Annotated in this window: 19 protein-coding genes and 2 tRNA genes; 15 read left to right on the top strand and 6 right to left on the bottom strand. The window is 70.8% G+C overall.

The window, feature by feature from the left end:
* Nucleotides 1–63: 63 nt before the first annotated feature.
* Nucleotides 64–1,104: an NAD-dependent epimerase/dehydratase family protein gene (locus ACTFAP_RS25770; RefSeq protein ID WP_500467554.1), complete on the top strand. Its 1,041-nt coding sequence runs from the start codon at nt 64–66 to the stop codon at nt 1,102–1,104.
* Here the strand turns inward: ACTFAP_RS25770 and ACTFAP_RS25765 are convergent.
* On the bottom strand, nt 1,086–2,420 hold the full coding sequence (locus ACTFAP_RS25765) for an NsdA family TPR-like regulatory protein (RefSeq protein WP_500467553.1): 1,335 nt from the start codon (nt 2,418–2,420) through the stop codon (nt 1,086–1,088). The two genes, ACTFAP_RS25770 and ACTFAP_RS25765, sit on opposite strands and share 19 nt — an antisense overlap.
* 447 nt (nt 2,421–2,867) lie before the next feature.
* Here ACTFAP_RS25765 and ACTFAP_RS25760 point away from each other — a divergent pair, with 447 nt between their 5' ends.
* The 5 genes from ACTFAP_RS25760 (at nt 2,868) to ACTFAP_RS25740 (ending at nt 5,567) form a co-directional block, all read left to right on the top strand.
* Entirely contained in the window at nt 2,868–3,140 is a 273-nt protein-coding gene (locus tag ACTFAP_RS25760; RefSeq protein WP_500467552.1) for an ATP-binding protein, read from the top strand.
* A gap of 514 nt (nt 3,141–3,654) precedes the next feature.
* Nucleotides 3,655–3,960 carry a hypothetical protein gene (locus tag ACTFAP_RS25755; protein ID WP_500467551.1) on the top strand — a complete coding sequence of 102 codons (306 nt, stop codon included), beginning with the start codon at nt 3,655–3,657 and terminating at the stop codon, nt 3,958–3,960.
* Nucleotides 3,957–4,328, top strand: coding sequence for a hypothetical protein (locus ACTFAP_RS25750; RefSeq protein ID WP_495682533.1), 372 nt, complete (start codon nt 3,957–3,959; stop codon nt 4,326–4,328). The genes ACTFAP_RS25755 and ACTFAP_RS25750 overlap by 4 nt, the downstream gene beginning before the upstream one ends.
* A 127-nt stretch (nt 4,329–4,455) precedes the next feature.
* A tRNA-Leu gene (locus tag ACTFAP_RS25745) sits at nt 4,456–4,528 on the top strand.
* Nucleotides 4,529–4,631: 103 nt separating this feature from the next.
* Nucleotides 4,632–5,567 carry a TauD/TfdA family dioxygenase gene (locus tag ACTFAP_RS25740; RefSeq protein WP_500467550.1) on the top strand — a complete coding sequence of 312 codons (936 nt, stop codon included), beginning with the start codon at nt 4,632–4,634 and terminating at the stop codon, nt 5,565–5,567.
* A gap of 40 nt (nt 5,568–5,607) precedes the next feature.
* Here the strand turns inward: ACTFAP_RS25740 and ACTFAP_RS25735 are convergent, their stop codons facing one another.
* Complete coding sequence (locus ACTFAP_RS25735; protein WP_495682531.1) at nt 5,608–6,381, bottom strand: glycosyltransferase; 774 nt, start codon at nt 6,379–6,381, stop codon at nt 5,608–5,610.
* 67 nt (nt 6,382–6,448) lie between these two features.
* On the opposite strand from ACTFAP_RS25735, the gene ACTFAP_RS25730 reads away from it, so the two are divergent.
* Nucleotides 6,449–7,711, top strand: coding sequence for a nucleotide sugar dehydrogenase (locus ACTFAP_RS25730; protein ID WP_500467549.1), 1,263 nt, complete (start codon nt 6,449–6,451; stop codon nt 7,709–7,711).
* Nucleotides 7,712–7,873: 162 nt separating this feature from the next.
* Here ACTFAP_RS25730 and ACTFAP_RS25725 read toward each other — a convergent pair.
* A tRNA-Leu gene (locus ACTFAP_RS25725) sits at nt 7,874–7,961 on the bottom strand.
* Nucleotides 7,962–8,155: 194 nt separating this feature from the next.
* On the opposite strand from ACTFAP_RS25725, the gene ACTFAP_RS25720 reads away from it, so the two are divergent.
* A complete protein-coding gene (locus ACTFAP_RS25720) occupies nt 8,156–9,541 on the top strand; it encodes a cellulase family glycosylhydrolase (RefSeq protein WP_495682529.1) in 1,386 nt (461 codons plus the stop codon).
* Between the two features lie 345 nt (nt 9,542–9,886).
* Entirely contained in the window at nt 9,887–10,570 is a 684-nt protein-coding gene (locus ACTFAP_RS25715) for an alpha/beta fold hydrolase (RefSeq protein WP_500467548.1), read from the top strand.
* 185 nt (nt 10,571–10,755) lie between these two features.
* On the opposite strand, the gene ACTFAP_RS25710 is transcribed toward ACTFAP_RS25715, so the two are convergent.
* The 3 genes from ACTFAP_RS25710 to ACTFAP_RS25700 form a co-directional block, all read right to left on the bottom strand.
* Entirely contained in the window at nt 10,756–12,459 is a 1,704-nt protein-coding gene (locus ACTFAP_RS25710; protein WP_500467547.1) for a DUF6055 domain-containing protein, read from the bottom strand.
* Between the two features lie 301 nt (nt 12,460–12,760).
* Nucleotides 12,761–13,336 carry a hypothetical protein gene (locus ACTFAP_RS25705; protein WP_495682526.1) on the bottom strand — a complete coding sequence of 192 codons (576 nt, stop codon included), beginning with the start codon at nt 13,334–13,336 and terminating at the stop codon, nt 12,761–12,763.
* 147 nt (nt 13,337–13,483) lie between these two features.
* Nucleotides 13,484–14,806, bottom strand: coding sequence for an extracellular catalytic domain type 1 short-chain-length polyhydroxyalkanoate depolymerase (locus tag ACTFAP_RS25700; protein WP_500467546.1), 1,323 nt, complete (start codon nt 14,804–14,806; stop codon nt 13,484–13,486).
* A 198-nt stretch (nt 14,807–15,004) separates the two neighbouring features.
* Between ACTFAP_RS25700 and ACTFAP_RS25695 the strand changes: the two genes are divergently transcribed.
* The 6 genes from ACTFAP_RS25695 (at nt 15,005) to ACTFAP_RS25670 (ending at nt 21,911) form a co-directional block, all read left to right on the top strand.
* On the top strand, nt 15,005–15,811 hold the full coding sequence (locus tag ACTFAP_RS25695; protein ID WP_234306842.1) for a DeoR/GlpR family DNA-binding transcription regulator: 807 nt from the start codon (nt 15,005–15,007) through the stop codon (nt 15,809–15,811).
* A gap of 214 nt (nt 15,812–16,025) precedes the next feature.
* The gene (locus ACTFAP_RS25690; protein WP_500467545.1) at nt 16,026–17,528 is read left to right on the top strand and encodes an FGGY family carbohydrate kinase; all 1,503 of its coding nucleotides are present in this window, start codon (nt 16,026–16,028) and stop codon (nt 17,526–17,528) included.
* Nucleotides 17,521–18,990 (top strand): FGGY family carbohydrate kinase, encoded by a 1,470-nt coding sequence (locus tag ACTFAP_RS25685; RefSeq protein WP_495682522.1) that lies wholly within the window; start codon nt 17,521–17,523, stop codon nt 18,988–18,990. The genes ACTFAP_RS25690 and ACTFAP_RS25685 overlap by 8 nt, the downstream gene beginning before the upstream one ends.
* Before the next feature lie 20 nt (nt 18,991–19,010).
* Nucleotides 19,011–20,054 (top strand): NAD(P)-dependent oxidoreductase, encoded by a 1,044-nt coding sequence (locus tag ACTFAP_RS25680; RefSeq protein WP_500467544.1) that lies wholly within the window; start codon nt 19,011–19,013, stop codon nt 20,052–20,054.
* A gap of 124 nt (nt 20,055–20,178) precedes the next feature.
* Entirely contained in the window at nt 20,179–20,808 is a 630-nt protein-coding gene (locus ACTFAP_RS25675; RefSeq protein ID WP_495682520.1) for a histidine phosphatase family protein, read from the top strand.
* A gap of 14 nt (nt 20,809–20,822) precedes the next feature.
* Nucleotides 20,823–21,911 (top strand): ABC transporter substrate-binding protein, encoded by a 1,089-nt coding sequence (locus ACTFAP_RS25670; RefSeq protein WP_500467543.1) that lies wholly within the window; start codon nt 20,823–20,825, stop codon nt 21,909–21,911.
* The last annotated feature ends 8 nt before the right edge of the window (nt 21,912–21,919 follow it).

Below are 21,919 nucleotides of genomic sequence, written 5' to 3'. Positions count from 1 at the left end.
ACGGAGCCTTAGCCGGAAGCTCCGGGCTTGTCCTAGGTGGAGCACCCGGGGAAGGATCGCCCCATGCGAATTTTGTTGCTTGGTGGTACGTGGTTCCTCGGGCGTGCAGTAGCCGAGGAAGCGCTGAGGCGGGGATGGGACGTTGCCACCTTCAACCGCGGTCGCTCCGGTGTCGACGTTACAGGGGTGCAAGCGATCCGAGGTGATCGAGCGGTCGTTGAAGATGTGGTCCGGCTCGCTTCACATGGCCCATGGGATGCGGTGATTGATACGTCGTCCGCGGATCACGCTCCGGTGCGCATCCTGGCCGGGGCACGGGTATTGGAGCCTGCCGCGCAGAGCTACATCTATGTCTCCACCGTCAACGCCTACCGTGGCTGGCCGAATGAGCCGCTGACCGAGGCATCCGAAACCCTGGACGCCCCGGCCGAGGCCGACGAGGAGTACGGGAAGAACGGTGACGCTGCCGCGTACTACGGCCTTCAGAAGGCAGGGGCGGAGCGCGCGGTGCAACGAACTTTCGGGCCTGGCCGAGCGACAGTGCTGCGACCGGGCGTGATCGTCGGCCCCGGTGAGTATGTTGGCCGACTGCCGTGGTGGCTGAGACGGGCCGAGCGCGGCGGCCCGATGCTCGCGCCGGGAAGTCCGAACAGGACGATCCAGCCGGTTGATGTACGGGACGTGGCAGCGTTCGCGCTGGACAGAGCAGCGGTGGGCCAGGGAGCGAGCTTCAACTTGGCCGCACCGCTCCACCGGGACACGATGCGGGATTTCCTGTCGGCCTGTGTTGATGCCACTGGAGGCGGCGCAGAACTGCGATGGGCCCCGGACGAACTACTCCTTGAACATGGTGTTCGCCAGTGGACAGAGCTTCCGTTGTGGCGTACCCACCCGGGTGCATGGGCCGTGGACTCTTCTGTTGCCCGCAAGGCTGGATTCGTCAGTCGGCCACTGAGCGAGACAGTGGCCGACACCTGGGAGTGGATGCGCTCCGGCGGCATGCCTGTTGAGCATCCACGGTGGGCAGAGCACGGAATGTCAGCAAGCAGGGAGGCGGCCATCTTGGACGCGCTCCCGGCTAGCGGTCAGACCTCCAGCGCGTGATGGCTCCGGGCGCCCGCCCCTGTGATGGTGAATGCCTCGATCTGGCCGCCCAGGTCGAGGGCCACCGTCGCCTCGCGGACATCGACCGCGGTGAGATCCCGGCGCAAGTCCGCCAAACGCTCGCGGAGACCGAGGGTCCGCCATTCACTGGGGATGTCGAAGACCGGGCTAACGGCCTCGGACGCTCCATCCAGTTCGCGTCGCAGTAACCGGGCGCGGGCCAAATCGACTGCGGCTTTGCTTCCCCAAGACATGCGTTCCTCGGCCGGGTGCCCCTGAACCAGTTCGAGAGCTTCCTCGGCCGCCGACTCGGCTCGCGCGACATCCTGAATGAGCAAGCAGCTTGTCGCGTTCGACATAGCGACGCGAGCAGCCGACATGGCGAACTCACCGCCAACTGCATCGTGCAGTTCGTCGCGTCGACCAGTGGTGTACTGCTCGACCTGGGACATGGCTGTCCGGGCGGCGGAGCGATCGCCCATGTGGGCGTGAGCGCGCGCAGCGATGGTGGCCAGTCGGATGCGGCCAGTGTCGCCGACATCGGTGAAGGTGCCAGCGGTCTGAGCTAGGCGGACCGCGTCGCTTGGCCGGCTGTCCCAGTAGGCCAGGTATGCCAGCGCTCCGTGGGCGTACGCGCGCAGGGGATGGTGGTCAATGACCTCCCCGTACAGCGCCGCTGTACGGGCCAGCGAGACCGCGGAGGACAGCGAGCCGAGATCAAAAGCGGCGCTAGCCATGATCGCCGCAGTGGAGCCAGCCTGGAGGTACAGGCGGTCCCGTTGGCGAGGCCGCTGCGTCTGTTCCAGCATGGCCTGCGCCAGGCGAAGCAGGTCCAGACCCCGGCGGTATGACTCGCCCGATGGCGTACGGGGGTAGTCGCGGGCCAGGGCGCGTGTGTCGTCTTCCGCCTGGTCGAGAGTGAGGTCGGGCAGGGCCCTCGCTGCGGCTTCACCGGCGTGGCCGGCGGCTTCCCGTGCGGTCATTTGGAGTTCCCTCTCGTCTATCTGCGGCGTTCGCGGGCGAAGGGCCGTGGACTCGGGCTCTTCATCGCCGGGTGGAGCGAGCAACTCAGCGACCGGTCGGCTGAACATGTGCTCCAAGATCATGGATGCCGGAGATCTCGGCAGACTTCGGACCTTGCCGCCGGTCCACCGCCTGTACGTCTGCTCCGAGAGCGTCGCTCGGGCGATCTGCGGGTCTCCCTCGGCCTTAGCCAGTTGGACAGCCGCCTCCTCGTATGCCCGGCGGAAACGGTCGTACGGCCATTGCAGTTGCTGTGCCAACAGGTGCAGCAGCGTTCGGCTTGTGTTCTCCATCGCCCTCCCCTGGCGCCCCAGTATGGGTGTTCTCGAAGGCTTTCGCCCTGCACGGTCAGTTTCACCTGCCTGCCTGGCTCGACGCAGCTCCTACCCGGGAGTGGCATGCAAGTGGCATGCCAGCGACTTTCTGGAATCACCCCGGCCTCACCATGTGGCATGTGCCGGGGCATGGCCGTGGAAGTCGGTCTGCCTGGACGCTTATTACGGCGCTCACCTGACGGCTCACCTGGGTCCAGCGGTGTTGACCGAGCACCGAATTCCCGTCTGCGCCAGTCGGACCAGGAGGCAGCACATGAGCAGTTCTGTAGCCACGTACGGCCCACGAGCGCGCGAGTACCCGTTAACAGCGCGGGCCGCAGATCTTGAGCTGTGGCGGCGGGAGGCGGCCGGCGTGGCTCGGGAGTGGGGGCCTCGGCTTCGGTAGTGGACGTGGTGCGGTTGGGGGTGACTGAGTTGCTGTCGAACGTGATCAAGCACGTGGATGACCGGTGTTGTTCTCTGATGATTTACAGACTCGGGGATGCGCTGGTGGTGTCGGTCTCCGACCGTTCTCTGGTTCTTCCTGAGGTCTGTGGGGCGCCGGATTGGGATGCCGAGTCGGGGCGCGGGCTGTGGATGTTGCGGAGCATGGCCGCGTCGGTCGGTAGTCATCGCATGGACGGCCTCTTCAAGAAGTGTGTGTGGTTCCGCTGCGATGTGGGGGCGGGTGCGCGGTGAGCCGTCGGTGGGATGTGCGAAGGGTCCTGGGTCTGCTGGGTGACATGCGGCGCGGGGAGGAGGAGTTCCTCGCCGGGTCGAGGGTGCGGCGGGTGGTCCTGCCGGATGGCACGGAGTGGTGGACAGTGCCGGATGACTGGACCGCGGAGGAGGACGCCGCCCTGCGAGCGTTCGCGCGGCGGCAGGCCGGCCTCATGCGGCAGACGGCGCTCCTGGCCGAGCCTGGCAATCGGGGTGCGGGTCATGGGTGAGCCGACGACGCGGGGGGCGACGCTGTCGCGGCTGGCGCCCGCGCAGGCGCACGGGCTGGCGTGTGGGTGGTGCGCGAAGCCGCTGCCCGCGGACTGGCGACGGGCGAAACAGGCTGGGCGGGCCCGGGAGCAGTGGGGGCACGTGTTCGGGCTGTGGGCGTGTGCAGCACAGTCGTGCCGGGTGAGGCCGCTGCGTGCGGTCGCGGAGCGGCCGGCGCCGGGTGAGGTCGTTCAGCTGATGGTGGCGACGGAGGAGGTACGTGATGCACGGGCATGCGCATGAGGTCCTGACCCTGGTGGACCAGGCTCCGCTGGAGGAGATCACGCTCGATGTGAGTGCCGGTGGCGTGCGGCCGTGTGATCGGATCGAGATCGGTGGACAGGCGGAGCGGGTGCAGTCGGTGACGGAACTGTTCGGCGGCCGGCGGATTCATTTCATTCATGGCGGGAGTGTCACACTCGCCAACGGCCGGCTGCCGCGGGTGACGCGGACGGTCCGGCGCAGCGAGATATCGCAGGCCGTCGCCGAATTTCCGCCGCCCGATACTCCGGAAAGCAGACCGTCATGACCGCTCCGACCCCGCTGGCCTGGCTGCACGTCGACGGGTTCGCCGCCTGGGTGACACACGAAGGAATCTGCTCGATGTGCCAGAGCGAGAACGTGCCGGTGGTGTGGGCCGGATCGGTGGTGGCGTACGGGAGAGCGAAGCCCGTCCAGGCGTGCGCGGACTGCCTGCGGCGCCTGGCCGACTTCGTACGCGGCAAGGTGGCGGGGCCCTGCGGTCCGACCCGGCACGGCACCGGGGCATCGCCCCACCTAACCGCCTCGCCCACCGCGTCCCCGCCGGACCCGCTTGGCCGCGCGTACGCCATCGCCCTGCTGGGCCTGGGCGCGCTGGTCGCCGGACTCGCGCGGACCTGGTGGCCCGGCCACTGACCCCGGCCGCCCCTGAACGTCCCGCCGCCCCGCCCCTTTCCCACCCCGCGCGCGGCGGCGGGGCCCGATCTCCCGCACCTCGCTGGCTGGCCGAGGCGCGGGAGGGCGGCCCGGACAGGAGTACCAGGCCCGGATACGCCAACGGCTGAGCGGGCGCGCATAAAACGCGCTGGGTGCCGGTTCAAGTCCGGATCCGGGCACGCCGGGAACCCCGGCTTCACACCCTTCGAGGAACAGCGCCACGAACTGACATGGCTACTCCGCTCAACGGGGCGGAGTGAATCCCCAGAGAGGATCGATGCGATGCCCGAAATCGCGGGCGACTGGGACGGCTTCATCGACTTATCGGCAGACCTGGAAGAAGCTCTGATCGAAATCGGAAAGGCCCTTCCCCCCTGGACCGTGGATGGCACCTTCCTCGCAGAGCCCACGATCGAGCAGTACCGCACCCAGTTGAATTCGACCCCGCTGTTCGCTGCGTTTCGGGAGTCACTTCTCGGCGCGTTGAGCAGCGCGAACCCGGGCTACACCGTGGTGCGCCTGCGGAACATCGCTCAGATAATCGGAATGGACGACGCGTTCCGGCGCCTGGCCACGGCGATTCTCGCCGAAGTCGCGACCCCGTTTCAGCCCTTCCAGAGGTGGCCGCTGTGGAAGGAGATCGGGACCAATCTCGACGCCCACCCGGGCCTGTCCACTGGCACGGGGTACAACGCGTTTCACATGGACCTGGTCAACGCAACCCAGCCCCCCGACTACACGACCCTGCTGTGCGTCCGGCCGGACGCACTCGGTGCCGGCGCGAGCATCCTCTCCGATGCCCGCGCCGCCGTATCGCGACTGACGCCCTCAAGGCGAAGCCTCCTGGCCGACGCGGCCTACCGCTACGGATCCTTCTTCGCTCTGTCCGACGTCGGCGAGGAGTACAGCCCCTTCCCCATCCTGGACGGCGAACCCGCGGATCTGGGATTCGTCCGGTTCACCGCCAAGATGCTCGCTGAGTCCGGACTCGATGAGGCACACACCCGGGCCGCCGAGGAACTCGCAGACCAGCTGGTCGCCGGCCAGGTGTCCTTCACTCTCCAGCGCGGTGACTTCCTCATCGTGAACCAGCACCGCTGGGTGCACGGGCGTGAACCGCTGGGCACCGGCCAGCGCGACATCGTGCCCGAGGAACGCCGCCTGTTGCTCCAACTGTTCCTGCGCGATGCAGGAGTGGACGGACTCTTCACCGCGTAGGCCAGTGAGCGCGAACGGCTGCCGGGCCCCGCTGACGCTCTCAGATTCGCGATTTGCGCACCGAGTGCCAAGCCGCCCCAGCCAGCGCCCGAGTTGACTGGGGCACCGACAGCCGTTCGTGCTCGCGGTAGAGCGACCAGTTGTACCGGACAAGAGACAGTTTGTTCGAGGACAGAGACCCGGCCCGGCCAGCCCTGTACAGGGCCAGCGGCTCGGGCAAGGCTCGGGCCTCGATCCCGTCACGCATGATCGACAACCACAGCGCGTAGTCCTGGCGCTTGGGCATCTCCGGCATCAGCCTCGTGCCGAGCACACTGCGGTCGTACATGGCAGTCAGCGCACCAATGTGGTCCTGGACCAGCATCGCCCGGTAGTCGACGTGCTCTCGGGCCTCGACCACGCGCCCGTTAGGGATGAAGTCCGTGCTTTCGCCATCATATTCAGCATCCACTTTGAAGTAGGAAGTGAATGTCAAAGGCGTATCGACTGCCGCGGCGAAGTCGAGCTGCCGCTCCAGCTTGTCCCGGAGCCACATGTCGTCACTGTCAAGAAAAGCGATGTAATCCCCGCGGGCACGCTCAATAGCAAGGTTGCGGGCCCGACCAGCACCGCCCCGTTCGGGTGCTGCCTCCGGCAAAACCCGCGAGTCCTGCCCAGCAAATTCCATCAGCATGTCCATAGAACCATCGGAAGACGCATCGTCGGTGACCAGAATCTCCAGGTCTTCATGGCTCTGTGCGAGTACCGACCGGATCGAGGATCCGAGAGTGACGGCCGAGTTATACACAGGCATCACAACAGATACCAGGGGCACAGCGCTTCTCCTTGCTAGGCCAAAGACAACGGTCCATTCAAGCACTGAAATTGTAGTAGGAGCAGCCATGCATGTTGTTGTTGTCGGCCAGGGCTACGTGGGACTCCCGCTGGCCGTGCGAGCGGCCGAGGTCGGCCATCAGGTCGTCGGGTACGACATCGACCCACACCGGGTCGACAAACTGACCCGCGGTGAGTCGTACATCGAAGACATCACGACCGACCGGCTGCGTCTGGTCCTCGGGAGCGGGAACTATCAGCCGTCCGCCGACCGGGCCGACCTGGCAGGCTATGACGTAGGGGTGATCACCGTCCCGACACCATTGCACGAAGGGGTGCCCGATCTCTCCTACATCGAGGCGGCCGGCGAAGCGCTAGCCACGCATCTGAGGCCGGGGACCATGGTGGTACTGGAGTCCACGACCTACCCAGGCACCACCGAGGAACTGCTTGCGCCACTGTTGGAGAAAGGCTCCGGGCTGATCGCCGGTCGCGATTTCCACCTGGGATTCAGCCCCGAGCGGATCGACCCGGGCAACCCAGTCTGGCGTCTGGAGAACACCCCGAAAATCGTCTCCGGGATCGACCGGGACTCGCTGCATGCGGTGAACAGCTTCTACCGGCAACTGGTGGAGCGAACCGTGCCCACCTTCTCCTGCATGGAGGCCGAGCTGACCAAGCTGCTGGAGAACACCTTCCGGCACGTCAATATCGCTCTGGTCAACGAGCTGGCAGTGTTCGCTCACGACCTGGGGATCGACATCTGGGGGGCGATTGACGCGGCGGCCACGAAGCCGTTCGGGTTCATGCGGTTCGACCCGGGTCCGGGGGTCGGTGGACACTGCTTGCCGATTGACCCGTCGTTCCTCTCCTGGCGTGTGGAACGTGCGCTCGGTCGGTCGTTCCGTTTTGTCGAGCTGGCTAACGACGTGAACAGCCACATGCCGGACTACGTGGTGCGACGTCTCACCGAAGGGTTGAACCACCGGCGCCGACCGGTCAACGGCTCCCGGGTGCTCCTGCTTGGCCTGGCATATAAGGCGAACACCGGAGATGCGCGAGAAGCCCCGGCCGCTCGGATCGCCGAGTTGCTTCTCGACCTCGGCGCGGAGGTACGCGGTGCCGACCCACTGGTGGTGGAGGACATCCCCACCGATGCACGCTTGGTTCGAGTGGACGCGACTGCGGAGGAGATCGCAACGTCCGACGTCGTGGTACTGCTCACGGACCATGCGGAATTCGACTACGAGTCGCTTCTTGAACACGCGCCGTACGTGCTCGACTGCCGAAATCGCCTGTCCGGCGCAGATGAGAAAGTCTCGGCCCTGTAAGCGTCGGGGGCACGGAGCGGGACGAGGGTGCCCGGAAGCTGGCCGCATCCAGCGCCAGCCGGATCGGACTGGGCAAGGTCGCCCGACGACCAAGATCGTTTGCGGGCTGGTCACGGCTGCGCCCCGACAACACAAAAACCCCAGGTGAACTGGGGTTCCTGCTGGTGTCCGAGGGGGGACTTGAACCCCCACGCCCATAAGAGGGCACTAGCACCTCAAGCTAGCGCGTCTGCCATTCCGCCACCCGGACCGGTGTGTCGCTGTGACGACGACAACGATACCAAGCTCCACCGGGTGCTCCGCACACTCTTACCGCCCGTGGCCGGGTGGTGACTTTGGTGGGATTCAGTGGGGGTCTGCGCGATGTCTTGACGGCTTACGGGTGCGGTGGGTTCATGGGAGCGCTCCCAATGTTCCCCATCGTGCTCACTCTCTGGAGTCGCAGTGAGAACAGCAAGCAGCACCAGACGCAAACGTCCACTGACCGCGCTGCTGGCCGCCCTGGCCGGGATGATCGGGGTCATCGTGCTCGGCGGCCTCGGGCCGGCCACCGCGCAGGCGCAGGAGGAGACGGCCCTCGCCACCGGGCTGCACATCAGCGACGGCCGGCTGGTGGAAGGCAACGGCAACGACTTCATCATGCGTGGCGTGAACCACGCCCACACCTGGTACCCCGGCGAGACCCAGTCGCTGGCCGATGTGAAGGCGCTGGGGTCCAACACCGTACGGGTCGTGCTGTCCAACGGCTATCGGTGGTCCGAGAACAGCGCCGCCGATGTGGCCTCCGTCGTCGCCCAGTGCAAGGCCAACCGGCTCATCTGTGTGCTGGAGGTCCACGACACCACCGGATACGGGGAGGAGGCCGCTGCCGACACCCTGGACGGCGCCGCCGACTACTGGATCGGGCTCCAGAGCGTCCTCACCGGTGAGGAGGACTACGTCATCATCAACATCGGCAACGAGCCGTGGGGCAACACCAACCCCGAGGGCTGGACCGCGCCCACCATCGCCGCCATCGAGAAGCTGCGGAACGCCGGTTTCGAGCACACGATCATGGTGGACGCTCCCAACTGGGGCCAGGACTGGCAGGGCGTGATGCGCGCCACCGCCCAGTCCGTCTACGACGCCGACACCACCGGCAATCTGATCTTCTCGATCCACATGTACAGCGTCTACGACACGGCGCAGAAGATCACCGACTACCTGGGGTCGTTCGTCCAGGCCGGGCTGCCCCTGGTGATCGGTGAGTTCGGCGGGCCGCCGGACGAGTGGGGCGATCCGGACGAGGACTCCATGCTCGCCGCCGCCGAGCAGTACCAGCTCGGGTATCTCGCCTGGTCCTGGTCCGGCAACACCGATCCCATCCTCGACCTCGCGATCGACTTCGACCCCAGCCGGCTCAGCTCCTGGGGCGAGCGCATCTTCCACGGGCCCAACGGCATCGGCGAGACCGCCGTGGAAGCCACCATCTTCGACGGCGAGGGCGGCGGCGAGGAGCCCCAGCCGAACGCCGGGTGCGCGGTCGCCTATCGTGTCGTCGGCGAGTGGGGCGGCGGGTTCCAGGGGGAGATCGCCATCCGCAACACCGGCACGGCCGCCATCAGCGGGTGGACCCTGGCGTTCGTCTTTCCCAGCGGTCAGACCGTCTCCAGCATGTGGGGCGGTACCGCCACCCAGAGCGGGGGCGGCGTGAGTGTCGCACCGGCCGCGTACACCGCCAGTATCCCGGCGGGCGGGACCGTCACGGTCGGTTTCCTCGGCAGCAAGGGGAGCGCCAACGCCGCCCCCACCGGTTTCACCCTCAGTGGTGCCGCCTGCACCACCGGGTGACCCTCGCGGCCGGCGGGGGCGCCGCTTCTCCCCCGCCGGCCTCCGGGCCGGGCGTCCCGCACCGTCGAGCTGCGGAGGACGGTACGGGCGCCCGTCCTCGCGCGTGTCGGGGCCTCAGCCGTGGCCCGGCCGAGTGCTCCGGGGGAACCGCACACGGGCGGTCACCGGAGCGGTTGGGCCGCCCCGCACGTCGGCACCGACCGCCACGCGTACGGAGGCCGGCAAGGTGTGCCGGGCCGGGTCGAGCCGCGCCGTTTGCGAAGATCATCCCGACCCGGGCGCGGTGTCAGAGGCTCCCGATAGCGTGCCGGCAGTCAGCCTCGCCTCCTCCCCGGGAGAACCACCGTGGACATTCTGCTCATCGCCGGCCTGTGGCTCGATGGGTCCGCCTGGGACGACGTCGTCCCAGAACTCACCGCGCTCGGCCACCGTCCCGTGCCGCTCACCCTCCCGGGCCAGGGTGACGGCACCGCCTCCGCGACGCTTGGGGATCAGCTGGAGTCGGTACTCGCCGCCGTTGACGCGGCGCCCGGAAAGCCCCTGGTGGTAGGACATTCCGCTGCCGCGAGCCTGGCCTGGCTGGCCGCCGACGCGCGTCCCGGGAAGGTCGCCAAGGTCGTCCTGATCGGCGGTTTCCCCGCCGACGACGGGCGGGCCTACGCCGATTACTTCGCCATCGAGGGTGGCGCCATGCCCTTCCCCGGCTGGGGCCCGTTCGAGGGTGCGGACGCTGCCGACCTGGACCAGGAGGCGCGGGACCGTTTCGCGTCCGCCTCGGTTCCCGTCCCCGAGGGGGTCGCCAGGGGAATCGTGCGCCTGACCGACGAGCGGCGCTTCGAGGTGCCCGTCGTGGTGGTCTGCCCCGAGTTCACTCCCGCTCAGGCCAAGGAGTGGATCGCCGCCGGTGAGAGTCCTGAGCTCGCCCGCGCCACCCACCTCGCGTACGTGGACCTCGACTCGGGTCACTGGCCGATGGCCACCCGGCCCCGTGAACTCGCCCGCGTCCTGGCGGAGGCCGCCGGCTCCTAACGATGCCGGGGCCGGGCCATCCGGTCACCGCGCCGGTGGTCGGCCGCCCCGGCGGAAGCTCCCCAGGCCGGGCGGGGCCGGCCGCGTGGCAACCGATGAATTCCATCCCGGACGGTGTTCTCCGGGCGGGCACGGGCCGGGTGGGAGCCGGGGTGGGTGGCTCGCGGCCCCGGCCCCCGGGTGCGTCACTGACCGTTGATGTCGCTCTCCCCGGCGCGGCCGTCACAGCCACGGTCCGGGTCGAACAGCAGATAGGTGCCGGAGGAGCAGGTGATCGCCAGTTCGGCGTCGCCGCCCACCACCACGCTGCCGGAGAGGTTGGCGCCGCCCTGGACGATGGCGTTGTCCTTGACCACCACGTCGCCGCTGATGGTGGCGCCGGAGTTCACCCAGGCCAGGCCCTCGATCCGGGCGTTGCCGGTGACCGTGGAGTTGCCGTAGACGGCGGCGCGGGGGCCGACGTACACGCCGGCGGCGACATTGGCGCGGTTGTCGACCCAGCCGCCGCCGTTGGCGTGCCAGTGGCCGCCGCCGGTCGCGGCGGGCTTCTGGTAGCCGGGCTCGTGCCCGGACGGGGTGGCGCCCTGCACCTGGAACTCGTACGGGTAGCGGTAGTTCTTGGTGTACCCGTCGAGGAAGGCGTACCGGTGCACGGTGTCCGGGGTGCCGGTGACGACGAGGTAGACCTCGTTCTCACCTGGCTGGGTCTGGAAGGTGATCTCCCCGCTGGGGCTGTTGTGCAGTGGCCCGTAGCGCGGGACACCGTTGCGCAGGGCGACGAAGCCGTACGTCCAGCCGGAGCCGGCCGCGGGGTTGACCCGGCCCTGGAAGTTCAGCCGGATCAGGCCGCCGTCGGTGGCGGGCACCAGCTTGATCTTGTTGTAGCCGTAGTCGGAGGGGGCGATCCGGTCCGAGATGGCGTAGCGGCCCGCCGCCTGGTCGACGGCCTCCACCGGGACACCGTTGTAGGCGTTGATGAAGCCGGCGCCGTACATGGTGTTGATGAACGGCATGATCTGCGCGCGGTTGGAGTAGTCGTAGGTGACCTGCCGCTGGGCGTACTCACCGATGCGGGTGTTGAGCTGGGCCTGCGTCAGGTTGTTGATCCGCCGGTAGGCCTCCAGCGGGTGCTCGGTGTTGCGCGCCTGGTTCCAGAGGTCGTTGAAGGTCTGGATCCCGCCGTAGTTGTCGACCAGGTGCTGGACGAGCATCCAGTTGCCGTAGTGGTGACGGCTGGAGGAGTACGCCAGGTTCTCGGTGCGCAGGAAGCGGGTCAGATCGCCGGCGCCGCCGCCCGGGTACACCTGCATGGCCATGAACTCGGCGCTGGTCTCCCAGAACGTGCCGGCGGAGGCGTGGGTGAAGCCGAGGCCGCCGCCCTTGCCGAGGAAGGTGTAGTTCTGGAAGACATGGCCCAGTTCATGGGCGAGGCCCCAGGAGCCGGGCTGGGCGGCGGCGGGGGCGATGTTGATGATGCCGACCCGGCCGTCGACCGAGCCGCCGGTGGCCCAGGCGTCGAGCGCGGTGCGGTTCCAGGTACGGGTGACGATGACGATGATCTTGTGCTCGGCGAGCAGCCCGGTCTCCGGGGTGAACCGCATGTCGTTGACGTAGAAGGAGTACAGCGTCTCCAACTGGCTGAGGATGTTGGCCGGATCGAAACGGTACTCGCCCGGCGCGGTCTGCGGGTCCGTGCCGGACCTCTCTCCCCACAGGAGGATGAAGTTCTCCGATTCCTGGGTCCGGTCGGCGCTCCAGGGCACTTCGCCGGTGGTGAGCCAGCGTTCCGGCAGGTAGACGGATTTCGCCGCCGCCTGGGAGGCCGCCGGTGCCGGTTCGTCGGCGGTGGCGGGTCCGATCCCCACCGCCACCGTGGTCACGGCGGCCACGGCAACCACCACGCGGCGCCAGAATCTTGATCTGCGCGACAACACCATTCGCTCCTTCAGGCGTGGGGGGAACACGGCCGGTGGATCGAACGGTGTTCTAGTGACCGGCCGTTCCGGAATACGCGCCAGCGTCTCATGGAAGCGCTCCCAAGCGGCCGTGCCGGAGCGGCAGTTGCCCGTGCCAAGGGTCAATCCCGGTCTGATGGGGGGCCGTACGAGGTGCCCCGCGGTTCCCGGGTGGGCCCCGTCCTCCCGGACGGTCCGGTGCTGCCGCGCGGACGTTCCTCCGGGGTGGAGCCGGTCAGCCCGCCGTTTCCCGCTCGTGCGGTGCGGCGGAGGCGTCGGGCGCCCCGCCCACCACGTGCCAGGCGGTCGTGCCCCACAGGATCGTGGCCGATCCCAGGCCGGACAGGGTCAGGACCGTCGTCACCTCGGCCCCGGCGAGGGCGGTGACGCAGCCGGCGAGGCCCAGGACGATGAGCAGGGCTCCGGTCCAGCGGTACTCGGGACGGCCGAAGGGACGGACCAGCGGGAAGAAGTGGGCCCCGACCACGACCGTGACGAGGGCCGGAATCCACTGCTGCCCACCGGTGGCCACACAGACGGCGACGACGGCCGCGATCCCGGCCGCCTGGGCGGCGTTGGCCGTCCGGTAGGCCGGGGCGGCCCGCTCGTACGCCTCCCGGCCGCCGATGTTGTCCAGGCGGCGGACGGCGAGCACGGAGAGGGCCACGACCGCGGCCAGTCCCGCGACGAGGACGGCGGCCTCCCCCAGGGCGATGGCCCCCACGAGCCACCACACGGTTCCGAAGAAGAGGAGGATGACCCCCGAACCGAGGGTGCCGTGCTGGGCTCGTGGCGGGAGGAACGCATTCATGGTGATCATTCAAGCGGACCGGCTGTCGCCCCGAACACCGCGGTCGGCCCGGGACCGCCACGCCACTCCCGCCGCTACGCCCCCGGCGCCGCAGTCCGGCGGTCCGGGCCGCCGGACTGCGGCGCCGGGCCACCGCGCGGTGGCCGGTCAGGACGTCGTGCACCCGGCGCCGTTGAGGGTGAAGGCGGCCGGGCCCGCCGCGTTGCCCGTGTGGGTGGCCTGGTAGCCGAAGCTGACGCTCGCACCCGGGGCGATGGTGCTGTTGTGGGCCACCGGGGTGGCCGTCACGGTGCCGCCGGAGGTGCTGTAGGCGGCGTTCCAGCCCGCGGTGATGGCCTGGCCGGCCGGCAGCGCGAAGGCAAGCGACCAGCCGCTCACCGTCGTGCTGCCGGTGTTGGTGACGGTCAGCTCGGCGGTCAGCCCGGTGTTCCAGGCCTGGGTGGCGATCCCCACCCGGCAGGCGCCCGGCTGGGGGTCGGGCCCGGGGCCCGGGCCGGGATCACCGCCGCTCTGGTCGAGGCCGAAGAACTGGATCACCCGGGCCGCCATGCCGCCGCCGGGCACGTTGTGTCCGGTGCCCTGGAGGCTGATGGCCTCCACCGGGGCCTGGTCGCCGGTACCGCCGTAGCGGGTGCGGTTCCAGCCGGCCTGCGGCTGATCGCTGTACGCGGGTGTCTGGCTCACCCCGAGCACCTGCGTCCACTGCTTGATCTGCTCCGCGAAGTTCGGGTAGCGCAGCACGTCGTCCGTGGTGCCGTGCCATATCTGCATGCGCGGTCGCGGCCCCGTGTAGCCGGGGTGGGCGGCCCGTACGAGGTCGCCCCACTCCTGCGGGGTACGGCTGATCTGCCCCTGCGCACAGGCGCTGTTCCAGCCGGAGCCGTCGGTGGTGGCGAAGCAGCCGAACGGGACCCCGGCGAACGCGGCGCCCGCCTTGAAGACGTCGGGGTAGACGCCCAGCAGCACGTTGGTCATCATGGCGCCGGAGGAGGCTCCGGTCACGTAGACGCGTTCCGGGTCGCCGCCGTGGGTGCGCTGCACGTGGTCGACCATCGAGCGGATGCCGACCGGGTCGCTGCCTCCGTCGCGGCGCAGCGCCTGGGGCGAGGAGACGTCGAAGCACTGGCCGCTGCGGGTGGCGGACGGGTAGATGACGATGAAGCCGTGGCGGTCGGCGAGCGAGGCGAACTCGGTGCCGGAGTGGAAGGCGGGGCCGCTGCCGGTGCAGTAGTGCACGGCCACCAGGACGGCGGGGCGCTGCTGGACGGTGTCGGGCACGTACAGGTGCATCCGCAGGCCGCTGGGGTTGGCGCCGAAGCCGGTCACCTCGGTGAGGGTGGCGGCGGAGGCGGGCGGCGCGGTGAGGAACATCGCCGCGAGCAGCGGTGCGAGGGCGCCGAGCAGGGTGGCGAGTACGGTACGGGGCGGCCGTCGCCGCCGTCCCGCTGTGCGGGGCGAGGTGGTGGTCATCGGGGTCCCTTCGGCACGAGGAGTGGGGGCACGGAGCGGGCTCGCGCGGCGGTGGAGGCCGTGCGGCCGGCTGCGGTTCGCGGAGCGGCACGTCGTGCGGATGGTGACATGAACACGCCCTTCATGGAAGCGCTCCCACACCCATCGGGCCGATCGCGACCCCCGAACGCCCGTCAACCCCCGTGCGATGCTGGGCGGATGGCGGGTGATCCCATGACGGCGGACGGGGCACGGCGGAATCCGGAACTGCGGCGGGTGGCCATGCGCCGGCAGGTGGCCGAGGCGGGATTCGTGCGGGTGGACGCGCTGGCCCGGGAGTACGGGGTCAGCATCATGACGGTGCACCGCGACCTCGACGAGCTGGCCCGGCGCGGATTCCTGCACAAGGTGCGCGGCGGCGCGACCAGCGCCCCGACCACCACCTTCCACGGCGACCTCGAACACCGGATGCAGGCCCAGGTGGACGCGAAGCTGGCGATCGCCCGCGAGGCACTGGCCACCGAGGTCGAGTCCGGGCAGGTGGTGGCGCTGGACGACAGCACAACCTCCCTGGTGCTGGCCCGGCTGCTGCCGGAGCGGGCGCCGCTCACCGTGGTGACGCACTTCCTGCCGGTGATCCGGGCGCTGGCCGCCCAGCCGGGCATCGAACTGGTGGGTCTTGGCGGCCGGTACGACGCGGCGTACGACTCCTTCCTGGGCCAGGACACGGCGGACGCGGCGGCCGGCATCCGGCCCGATCTGCTCTTCGTGTCCACCACGGCGGTGGCGGACGGGGTGTGTTACCTCCAGTCGCTGCGTACCGCGATCACCCGCCGGGCGCTGGTGGCCTCGGCCTCCCGGACCGTCGCGCTGATCGACCACTCCAAGTTCGACCGCCGCGCGCCGCACCGGCTGGCGGCGCTGGCGGAGCTGGACCGGGTGGTGGTGGACGGCGGCACCGCGCCGCGTACGGTGCGCGAGCTGTGGGCGAGGGGCGCCCGGGTCGATGTGGTGGAGGACTGCTGACCGAAGGACCTGACGGCAGCCCAGTTCTGCTACGTCATGTGAAGTTCACCCGGTTGGTCGGCCACGGGCGGCAGCGGCTCGGCAGCTCCGAGCTGCCTCTTTTCCCGTTCCGCGCGACACGCGCCCCCAAGATCAATGTGAAAAGTTGCGAAATTCCGGGAGCGTGCGTGTAATACGCGTCACATCGGGGTCGGCCGGAATGAGGTGCGGCGAGATGGCGGTGCGGAACGAGGAAGTCGCGGTGTGCGTCGACGCCGGCACCACCGTGATCAAGGCGGTGGTGTTCGACGCCGCCGGACGGGAACTGACGGTCAGCCGACGCGAGACGCGGGTCCACCACCCGTACCCCGGCGCGGCCGAGCAGGACATGGACGAGGTCTGGAGCGCGGTGGCCGCCGCGATCCGTGATGCCGTGACCGAGGTGGCGCGCCCGGTCGGGCTGCTGGCCCTGACCGCCCAGGGCGACGGCGCCTGGCTGGTCGACCACGGGCACCGCCCGGTACGGCCCGCCGTGCTGTGGAACGACGCCCGCGCCGCCGCCGTCGTCCGCCGCTGGCGCACCGAGGGCGTGCTGGAGCGGGCGTACCGCGACAACGCCTCGCTCAGCAACGCGGGACTGCCGAACGCGATCCTGCGGGTGCTCGCCGAGCGGGAGCCGGAGTCCCTGCGCGCCGCGCACGCCGTACTGACCTGCGGCAGCTGGCTGTTTCTGCGGCTGACGGGGGTGCTGGGGCTGCACCCGTCCGAGGCGTCCGCGCCCTGGCTCGACATCCGCACCCGCGACTACTCCGACAAGCTGATCGAGTGGTACGGGCTGTCCGCGCACCGTGCGCTGCTGCCACCGCTGCTGAGCGGCGAGGAGCGGGTCGCGGAGCTGACCACCGGGGCGGCCGGTGAGCTGGGGCTGCCCTCCGGTACGCCGGTGGTGCTCGCCCCGTACGACGTGGTGGCCACCGCTCTGGGAACCGGCACCACCACCGCCGGGCAGGCCACGTGTGTGCTGGGCACCACTTTGTGCACCGAGGTACTCATCCGCCGGGCGGCGCCGGAGGAGGGCGAACCCGCCGGTCTCACCCTCGACTTCGGCGTACCGGACCTGCTCATGCGGGCCTTTCCCACCCTGGCCGGCACCGGGGTCCTGGACTGGACGGTGGAGTTGCTCGGGCTGCGCGACCACCGTGAGCTGTCCGAACTGGCCGCCCGCGTACCGCCGGGTGCCGAGGGGCTGCGCGTCCTGCCGTACCTCTCGCCCGCCGGTGAGCGCGCCCCGTTCCTCGATCCGGCGGCCAGCGGGCTGCTGACCGGGGCGCTGTTCAGCCACGGTCGCGCGCATCTGGCGCGGGCCGTCCTGGAGGGCCTGGCGCATGTCATCCGGGACTGTCTGGACGCCGCCCCGACCCGGCCCACCGAGCTGGCGCTGTGCGGCGGCGGCGCGGCCAGCGAGCTGTGGTGCCGGCTGATCGCCGACATCACCGGGCTGCCGGCCGTCTCCTCCCGGGACAGTCAGGTCGGCGCCAAGGGCGCGCTGCTGTCCGCGCTCACCGCGCTCGGCCGCTACCCGGATCTGACCACGGCCGCCGGTGCCCTGGTGCACCCCGGCCACCGCTACGAACCCTCGCCGCGACTACAGCAGTTCCACGACGACGAGCACCAGGAGTTCCTGGCCACCCGGGAGTTGGCCGCGACGCGCTGGGGCGGATGGCGGGCCGATGGCTGAGCCGGTGTGGATCGGGGTCGACCTGGGCACCCAGAGCGTGCGCGCGCTGGCCGTCGACGACGAGGGCCGTACGGTGGCCGCCGCCGCCCGCCCGCTGCGCGGCCGGCGCGACGGGGCGCGGCACGAACAGGACCCGGCCTCCTGGTGGGAGCGGACGGCCGAGGCGCTCGCCGAACTGTCGGGATCGCTCGGCGGGCGCCCGGTGGGCGCGCTCGCCGTGTGCGCCACCTCCGGGACGGTCCTGCTGACCGGTCCGGCCGGGGTACCCCGTACCCCGGGGCTGATGTACGACGACAGCCGGGCGGGCGCGCTGGCCGCCGAGGCGCAGGAGGCCGGATCGGGCCTGTGGCAGCACCTGGGGTACCGGATGCAGCCGGCGTGGGCACTGCCGAAGCTGCTGTGGTGGCGGGACGCCGGACTGCTGGCGGACAGCGGGGTGCGGCTGGCGCACCAGCCTGACGTGGTGGCGGCGGCGCTGGTGGGGCATCCGGTGGCCGCCGATTCCAGTCACGCGCTGAAGAGCGGCTACGACCTGCTGGGCGAGCGCTGGCCGGCTGAGGTGCTGGCACGGCTGCGGATCGATCCGGGGCTGCTGCCGGAGGTGGTGCGGCCGGGGGCCGTGCTCGGTGAGGTGTGCCGGGCGGCGGCGGCGCGTACCGGGCTGCCGTACGGCACCCCCGTGATCGCCGGGATGACCGACGGGTGCGCGGCGCAGCTGGGTGCCGGGGCGCTGGAGGCCGGTGAGTGGAACGCGGTGCTGGGCACGACGCTGACGCTCAAGGGGGTCAGCACGACGCTGCCGCACGACCCGACCGGGGCGGTGTACTCGCACCGCGCGCCGTACGGGGAGCTGTGGCTGCCGGGCGGGGCCTCCAGTACGGGGGCGGGCGCGGTGCGGGAGCTGTTCCCCGGCGCCGACCTGGCGGCACTGACCGGGGCGGCGGCGAAGGTGAACGTGGCCGGGGTGCCGGTGTGTTACCCGCTGGTGGGGCACGGTGAGCGGTTCCCGTTCGTGGCCTCGGGGGCGCGCGGATTCCTCGGGGACGGGCCGCTGGACGTCTCGACCGGGGACCGGGCGCGGGACTTCGCCGCGGTGTGCCTGGGGGTGGCGCACGTCGAGCGGCTGGCGTTCGGGGTGCTGGCGGCGTCGGGGGCCGATGTGGGCGGCCCGGTGACGTTCACCGGCGGGGCGGCGCGCAACCCGTGGTGGAACCAGTTGCGCTGCGACATGCTCGGGATGCGGGTGCGGCTGCCGGCGAACCCCGAACCGGCGCTGGGCATGGCGGTGCTGGCCGCCGGCGCGGTGACCGGCGACATCCCGGCGGCGGCGCGGCGGCTGGTACGGGTGCTGCGCACGCTGGAGCCGGACCCGGACCGCAACGCCCGGCTGACCCCCGGCTACGAGGCGCTGGTCGCCGCGCTCACCGAACGCGGCTGGCTGGCGGGCTGGACCGACCGCTGATGAGGGAAGGGACGAGGACCGTGGAGGAACCGATCCCGGTGCTGGCCGCCGGTGACGGATTCGTGCTGAACCGGCTGCTGACCGACGCGCTGCACGCGACGGGCGGCGGCCCGGACGCGTGGCGGGTGCGGGAGCTGGAACTGCCGTGGCCGCACGTGCCGTTCGGGCCGGTCGGGGAGGTGGTGGAGGCCTCGGGCAGCGAGGACGAGCTGATCGCGGCGCTGGCGGGGGTGCGGGTGTGCCTGACGCAGATGGCGCCGCTGACCCGGCGGGTGCTCCGGGCGTGCCCGGATCTGGAGCTGTTCGCCGTGTCGCGGGGCGGCCCGGTCAACGCGAACCTGGCGGCGGCGGCCGAGCACGGGGTGGCGGTGACGTTCGCGCCGGGCCGTAACGCGGCCTCGACGGCCGAGCACACCGTGGGGCTGATGCTGGCGGCGATGCGGCGGATTCCGCAGGCGCACGCCGGGGTGCTGGCGGGGCGCTGGGACAGCGCGCAGTACGCGTACGAGGCCACGGGGCTGGAGATCGAGGGCACCACGGTGGGCCTGGTGGGGGCCGGGGCGGTCGGCGGGCGGGTGGCGGCGGCGCTGACCGCGCTGGGTGCGCGGGTCCTGGTGGCCGACCCGTACGCGGATCCGGCGGCGCTGCCGCCGGGGGTGCGGCTGGTGGAGCTGCCGGAGTTGCTGGCCTCCAGCGGGGTGCTGTCGCTGCACGCGCGGCTGACGCCGGAGACGGCGGGCATGATCGGCGCCGCGGAGCTGGCGGCGCTGCCGCCCGGCGCGGTGCTGGTGAACTGCGCCAGGGGCGGACTGCTGGACTACGCGGCGCTGGCCGAAGCGCTGCGCCAGGGGCGGCTGTTCGCGGCGGCGCTGGACGTCTACGACGAGGAGCCGCTGCCGGCGGACCATCCGCTGCGCGGGGCGCCGAACCTGGTCCTGACCCCGCATCTGGCGGGCGCGAGCCGGGCGGTCGCACAGCGGGCGGCCCGGATGGTGGCGGCGGAGGCCGACCGCTGGCGCCGCGGCAAGCCCCTGCTGCACCGGGCGAACGGGGGCGGCTCATGAAATGGCGGCGGCTCAGGAGGGGCCGGGCCGCGCCGCTCCCCGGGAGCCGGCGGCCGGTCGGGGGCGGCAGCGGCGACGCCGGTCACCGGGGACGCGGTGCCGCGGTGCGCGGGGGGTGGCGGTGATGGCCGGCGCACCACCCCGGGGGCGGCTGCTGCTCGTACGGCACGCGCAGACCGTGTGGCACCGGGAGAACCGGTACGCGGGGGCCCGTACCGATCCCGCGCTGACCGAGGCCGGGGAGCGGCAGACCGCGGCGCTGGCCGTGGCCACCGTCGGTGAGGGGGTCGAGGTGGTGGTCAGTTCGCCGCTGGGGCGGGCGGTGCGGACCGCGACGCCGGCCGCCGAGGCGGTGGGTACCTCCGTCGAACGCGAACCCGGCCTGCGGGAGGCGGATTTCGGCACGCTGGAGGGGCGGACCCGGCAGGAGGCGGACCCGGAGCTGGTGGCGCGGTTCGTGGCCGACCCGGTGGCGCATCCGTTCCCGGGAGCCGAGCCGCCCGCCGAGGCCGCCGCGCGGGCCGCCGGGGCCCTGCGGTCCGTGCACGCGCGGCACCCCGGCCGCACCGTGCTCGTCGTCGCGCACAGCACCATCCTGCGGCTCGCCCTGTGCGACCTGCTCGGACTGCCGCTCTCCCACTACCGGCGGATCTTCCCCCGGGTGGAGAACGTGGCGTTCACCGAGATCGCCCTGCCCGCCGACCCCACCGGGCCCGCGGCCCTGCTCTGCCTCAACCGCACCGTCCCGTCGTGAAAGGACACACCGCCGTGCCCAGACGCCGACCGCTGACGCTTCTGACCGCCGCTCTGATAGCCCTGACCCTCGCCGCCACCGGCTGCGCCGCCAACGAGGCGGCCGACGGCAAGGGCAGCGGGGGCGGGGGCGGGGGCGGCAAGATCGCCTTCCTCATGCCGGACATCGCCTCGCCGCGCTACGAGCTGTACGACAGCCCGCTGTTCGAGGCCAGGATCAAGGAGTTGTGCGGCGACTGCGAGGTCATCTACCAGAACGCCAACGCCGACGCCTCCCGCCAGCAGCAGCAGGCCAACTCCGCGCTCGCCCAGGGAGTGAGCGCCATCGTCATCGACCCGGTCGACTCCAACGCGGCGGCCGGCATCGTCGGTACCGCCCGCGCGCAGGGCGTTCCGGTGATCGCCTACGACCGGCCGGTCCTGGGCACCGCGCCCGACTACTACATCTCCTTCGACAACGAGAAGATCGGCGAGTCCATCGGACTCTCCCTCGTCGAGGAGCTGCGGGCCTCCGGCGCGCAGGGCGGGCTGCTCCAGGTCAACGGCTCCCCCACCGACGCCGCCGCCGGGCTCATCAAACAGGGCATCCACAACGCGATCGACGACAGCGGCTTCGAGCTGCTGGCCGAGTACGACACCCCGGACTGGCAGCCGGCCAAGGCGCAGGAATGGGTGGGCGGCCAGATCACCCGGTTCGGCGACGGGATCGCCGGGGTGGTGGCCGCCAACGACGGTACGGGCGGCGGGGCGATCGCCGCGTTCAAGGCGGCCGGGGTGCCGGTCCCGCCCGTCACCGGCAATGACTTCGAGGTCGCGGCGGCACAGCGGATCGTGGCGGGCGACCAGTACAACACCATCTCCAAGCCCATCAAGATCGTGGCGGAGGCTGCGGCCGAGGTGACGTACCAGTTCCTCCAGGGCGAGGAACCGGCCGGAGAGACCACGCTCTTCGACACCCCGGCCCAGCTGTTCGAGCCCACCGTGGTGACGGTGGACAACCTCGCCGAGGTGCTGGCCGGTTCGGATCAGCTCACCGCCGCCGAGGTGTGCACCGGGCAGTACGCGGCGGCGTGCGAGGCGGCCGGCGTCACGGACGCGGGCTGAGGGGGGCG

Source organism: Streptomyces sp. PH9007, from assembly GCF_059813725.1.
This window is presented reverse-complemented; position numbering and strand designations above follow the sequence as displayed.

What these genes read in the sequence shown, in the direction of transcription:
- ACTFAP_RS25770 (WP_500467554.1), top strand. Translation starts at nt 64, where the DNA reads ATGCGAATTTTGTTGCTTGGTGGTACGTGGTTCCTCGGGCGTGCAGTA.
- ACTFAP_RS25765 (WP_500467553.1), bottom strand. Translation starts at nt 2,420, where the DNA reads ATGGAGAACACAAGCCGAACGCTGCTGCACCTGTTGGCACAGCAACTG.
- ACTFAP_RS25755 (WP_500467551.1), top strand. Translation starts at nt 3,655, where the DNA reads ATGCACGGGCATGCGCATGAGGTCCTGACCCTGGTGGACCAGGCTCCG.
- ACTFAP_RS25750 (WP_495682533.1), top strand. Translation starts at nt 3,957, where the DNA reads ATGACCGCTCCGACCCCGCTGGCCTGGCTGCACGTCGACGGGTTCGCC.
- ACTFAP_RS25740 (WP_500467550.1), top strand. Translation starts at nt 4,632, where the DNA reads ATGCCCGAAATCGCGGGCGACTGGGACGGCTTCATCGACTTATCGGCA.
- ACTFAP_RS25730 (WP_500467549.1), top strand. Translation starts at nt 6,449, where the DNA reads ATGCATGTTGTTGTTGTCGGCCAGGGCTACGTGGGACTCCCGCTGGCC.
- ACTFAP_RS25705 (WP_495682526.1), bottom strand. Translation starts at nt 13,336, where the DNA reads ATGAATGCGTTCCTCCCGCCACGAGCCCAGCACGGCACCCTCGGTTCG.
- ACTFAP_RS25700 (WP_500467546.1), bottom strand. Translation starts at nt 14,806, where the DNA reads ATGACCACCACCTCGCCCCGCACAGCGGGACGGCGGCGACGGCCGCCC.
- ACTFAP_RS25695 (WP_234306842.1), top strand. Translation starts at nt 15,005, where the DNA reads ATGGCGGGTGATCCCATGACGGCGGACGGGGCACGGCGGAATCCGGAA.
- ACTFAP_RS25690 (WP_500467545.1), top strand. Translation starts at nt 16,026, where the DNA reads ATGGCGGTGCGGAACGAGGAAGTCGCGGTGTGCGTCGACGCCGGCACC.
- ACTFAP_RS25685 (WP_495682522.1), top strand. Translation starts at nt 17,521, where the DNA reads ATGGCTGAGCCGGTGTGGATCGGGGTCGACCTGGGCACCCAGAGCGTG.
- ACTFAP_RS25675 (WP_495682520.1), top strand. Translation starts at nt 20,179, where the DNA reads ATGGCCGGCGCACCACCCCGGGGGCGGCTGCTGCTCGTACGGCACGCG.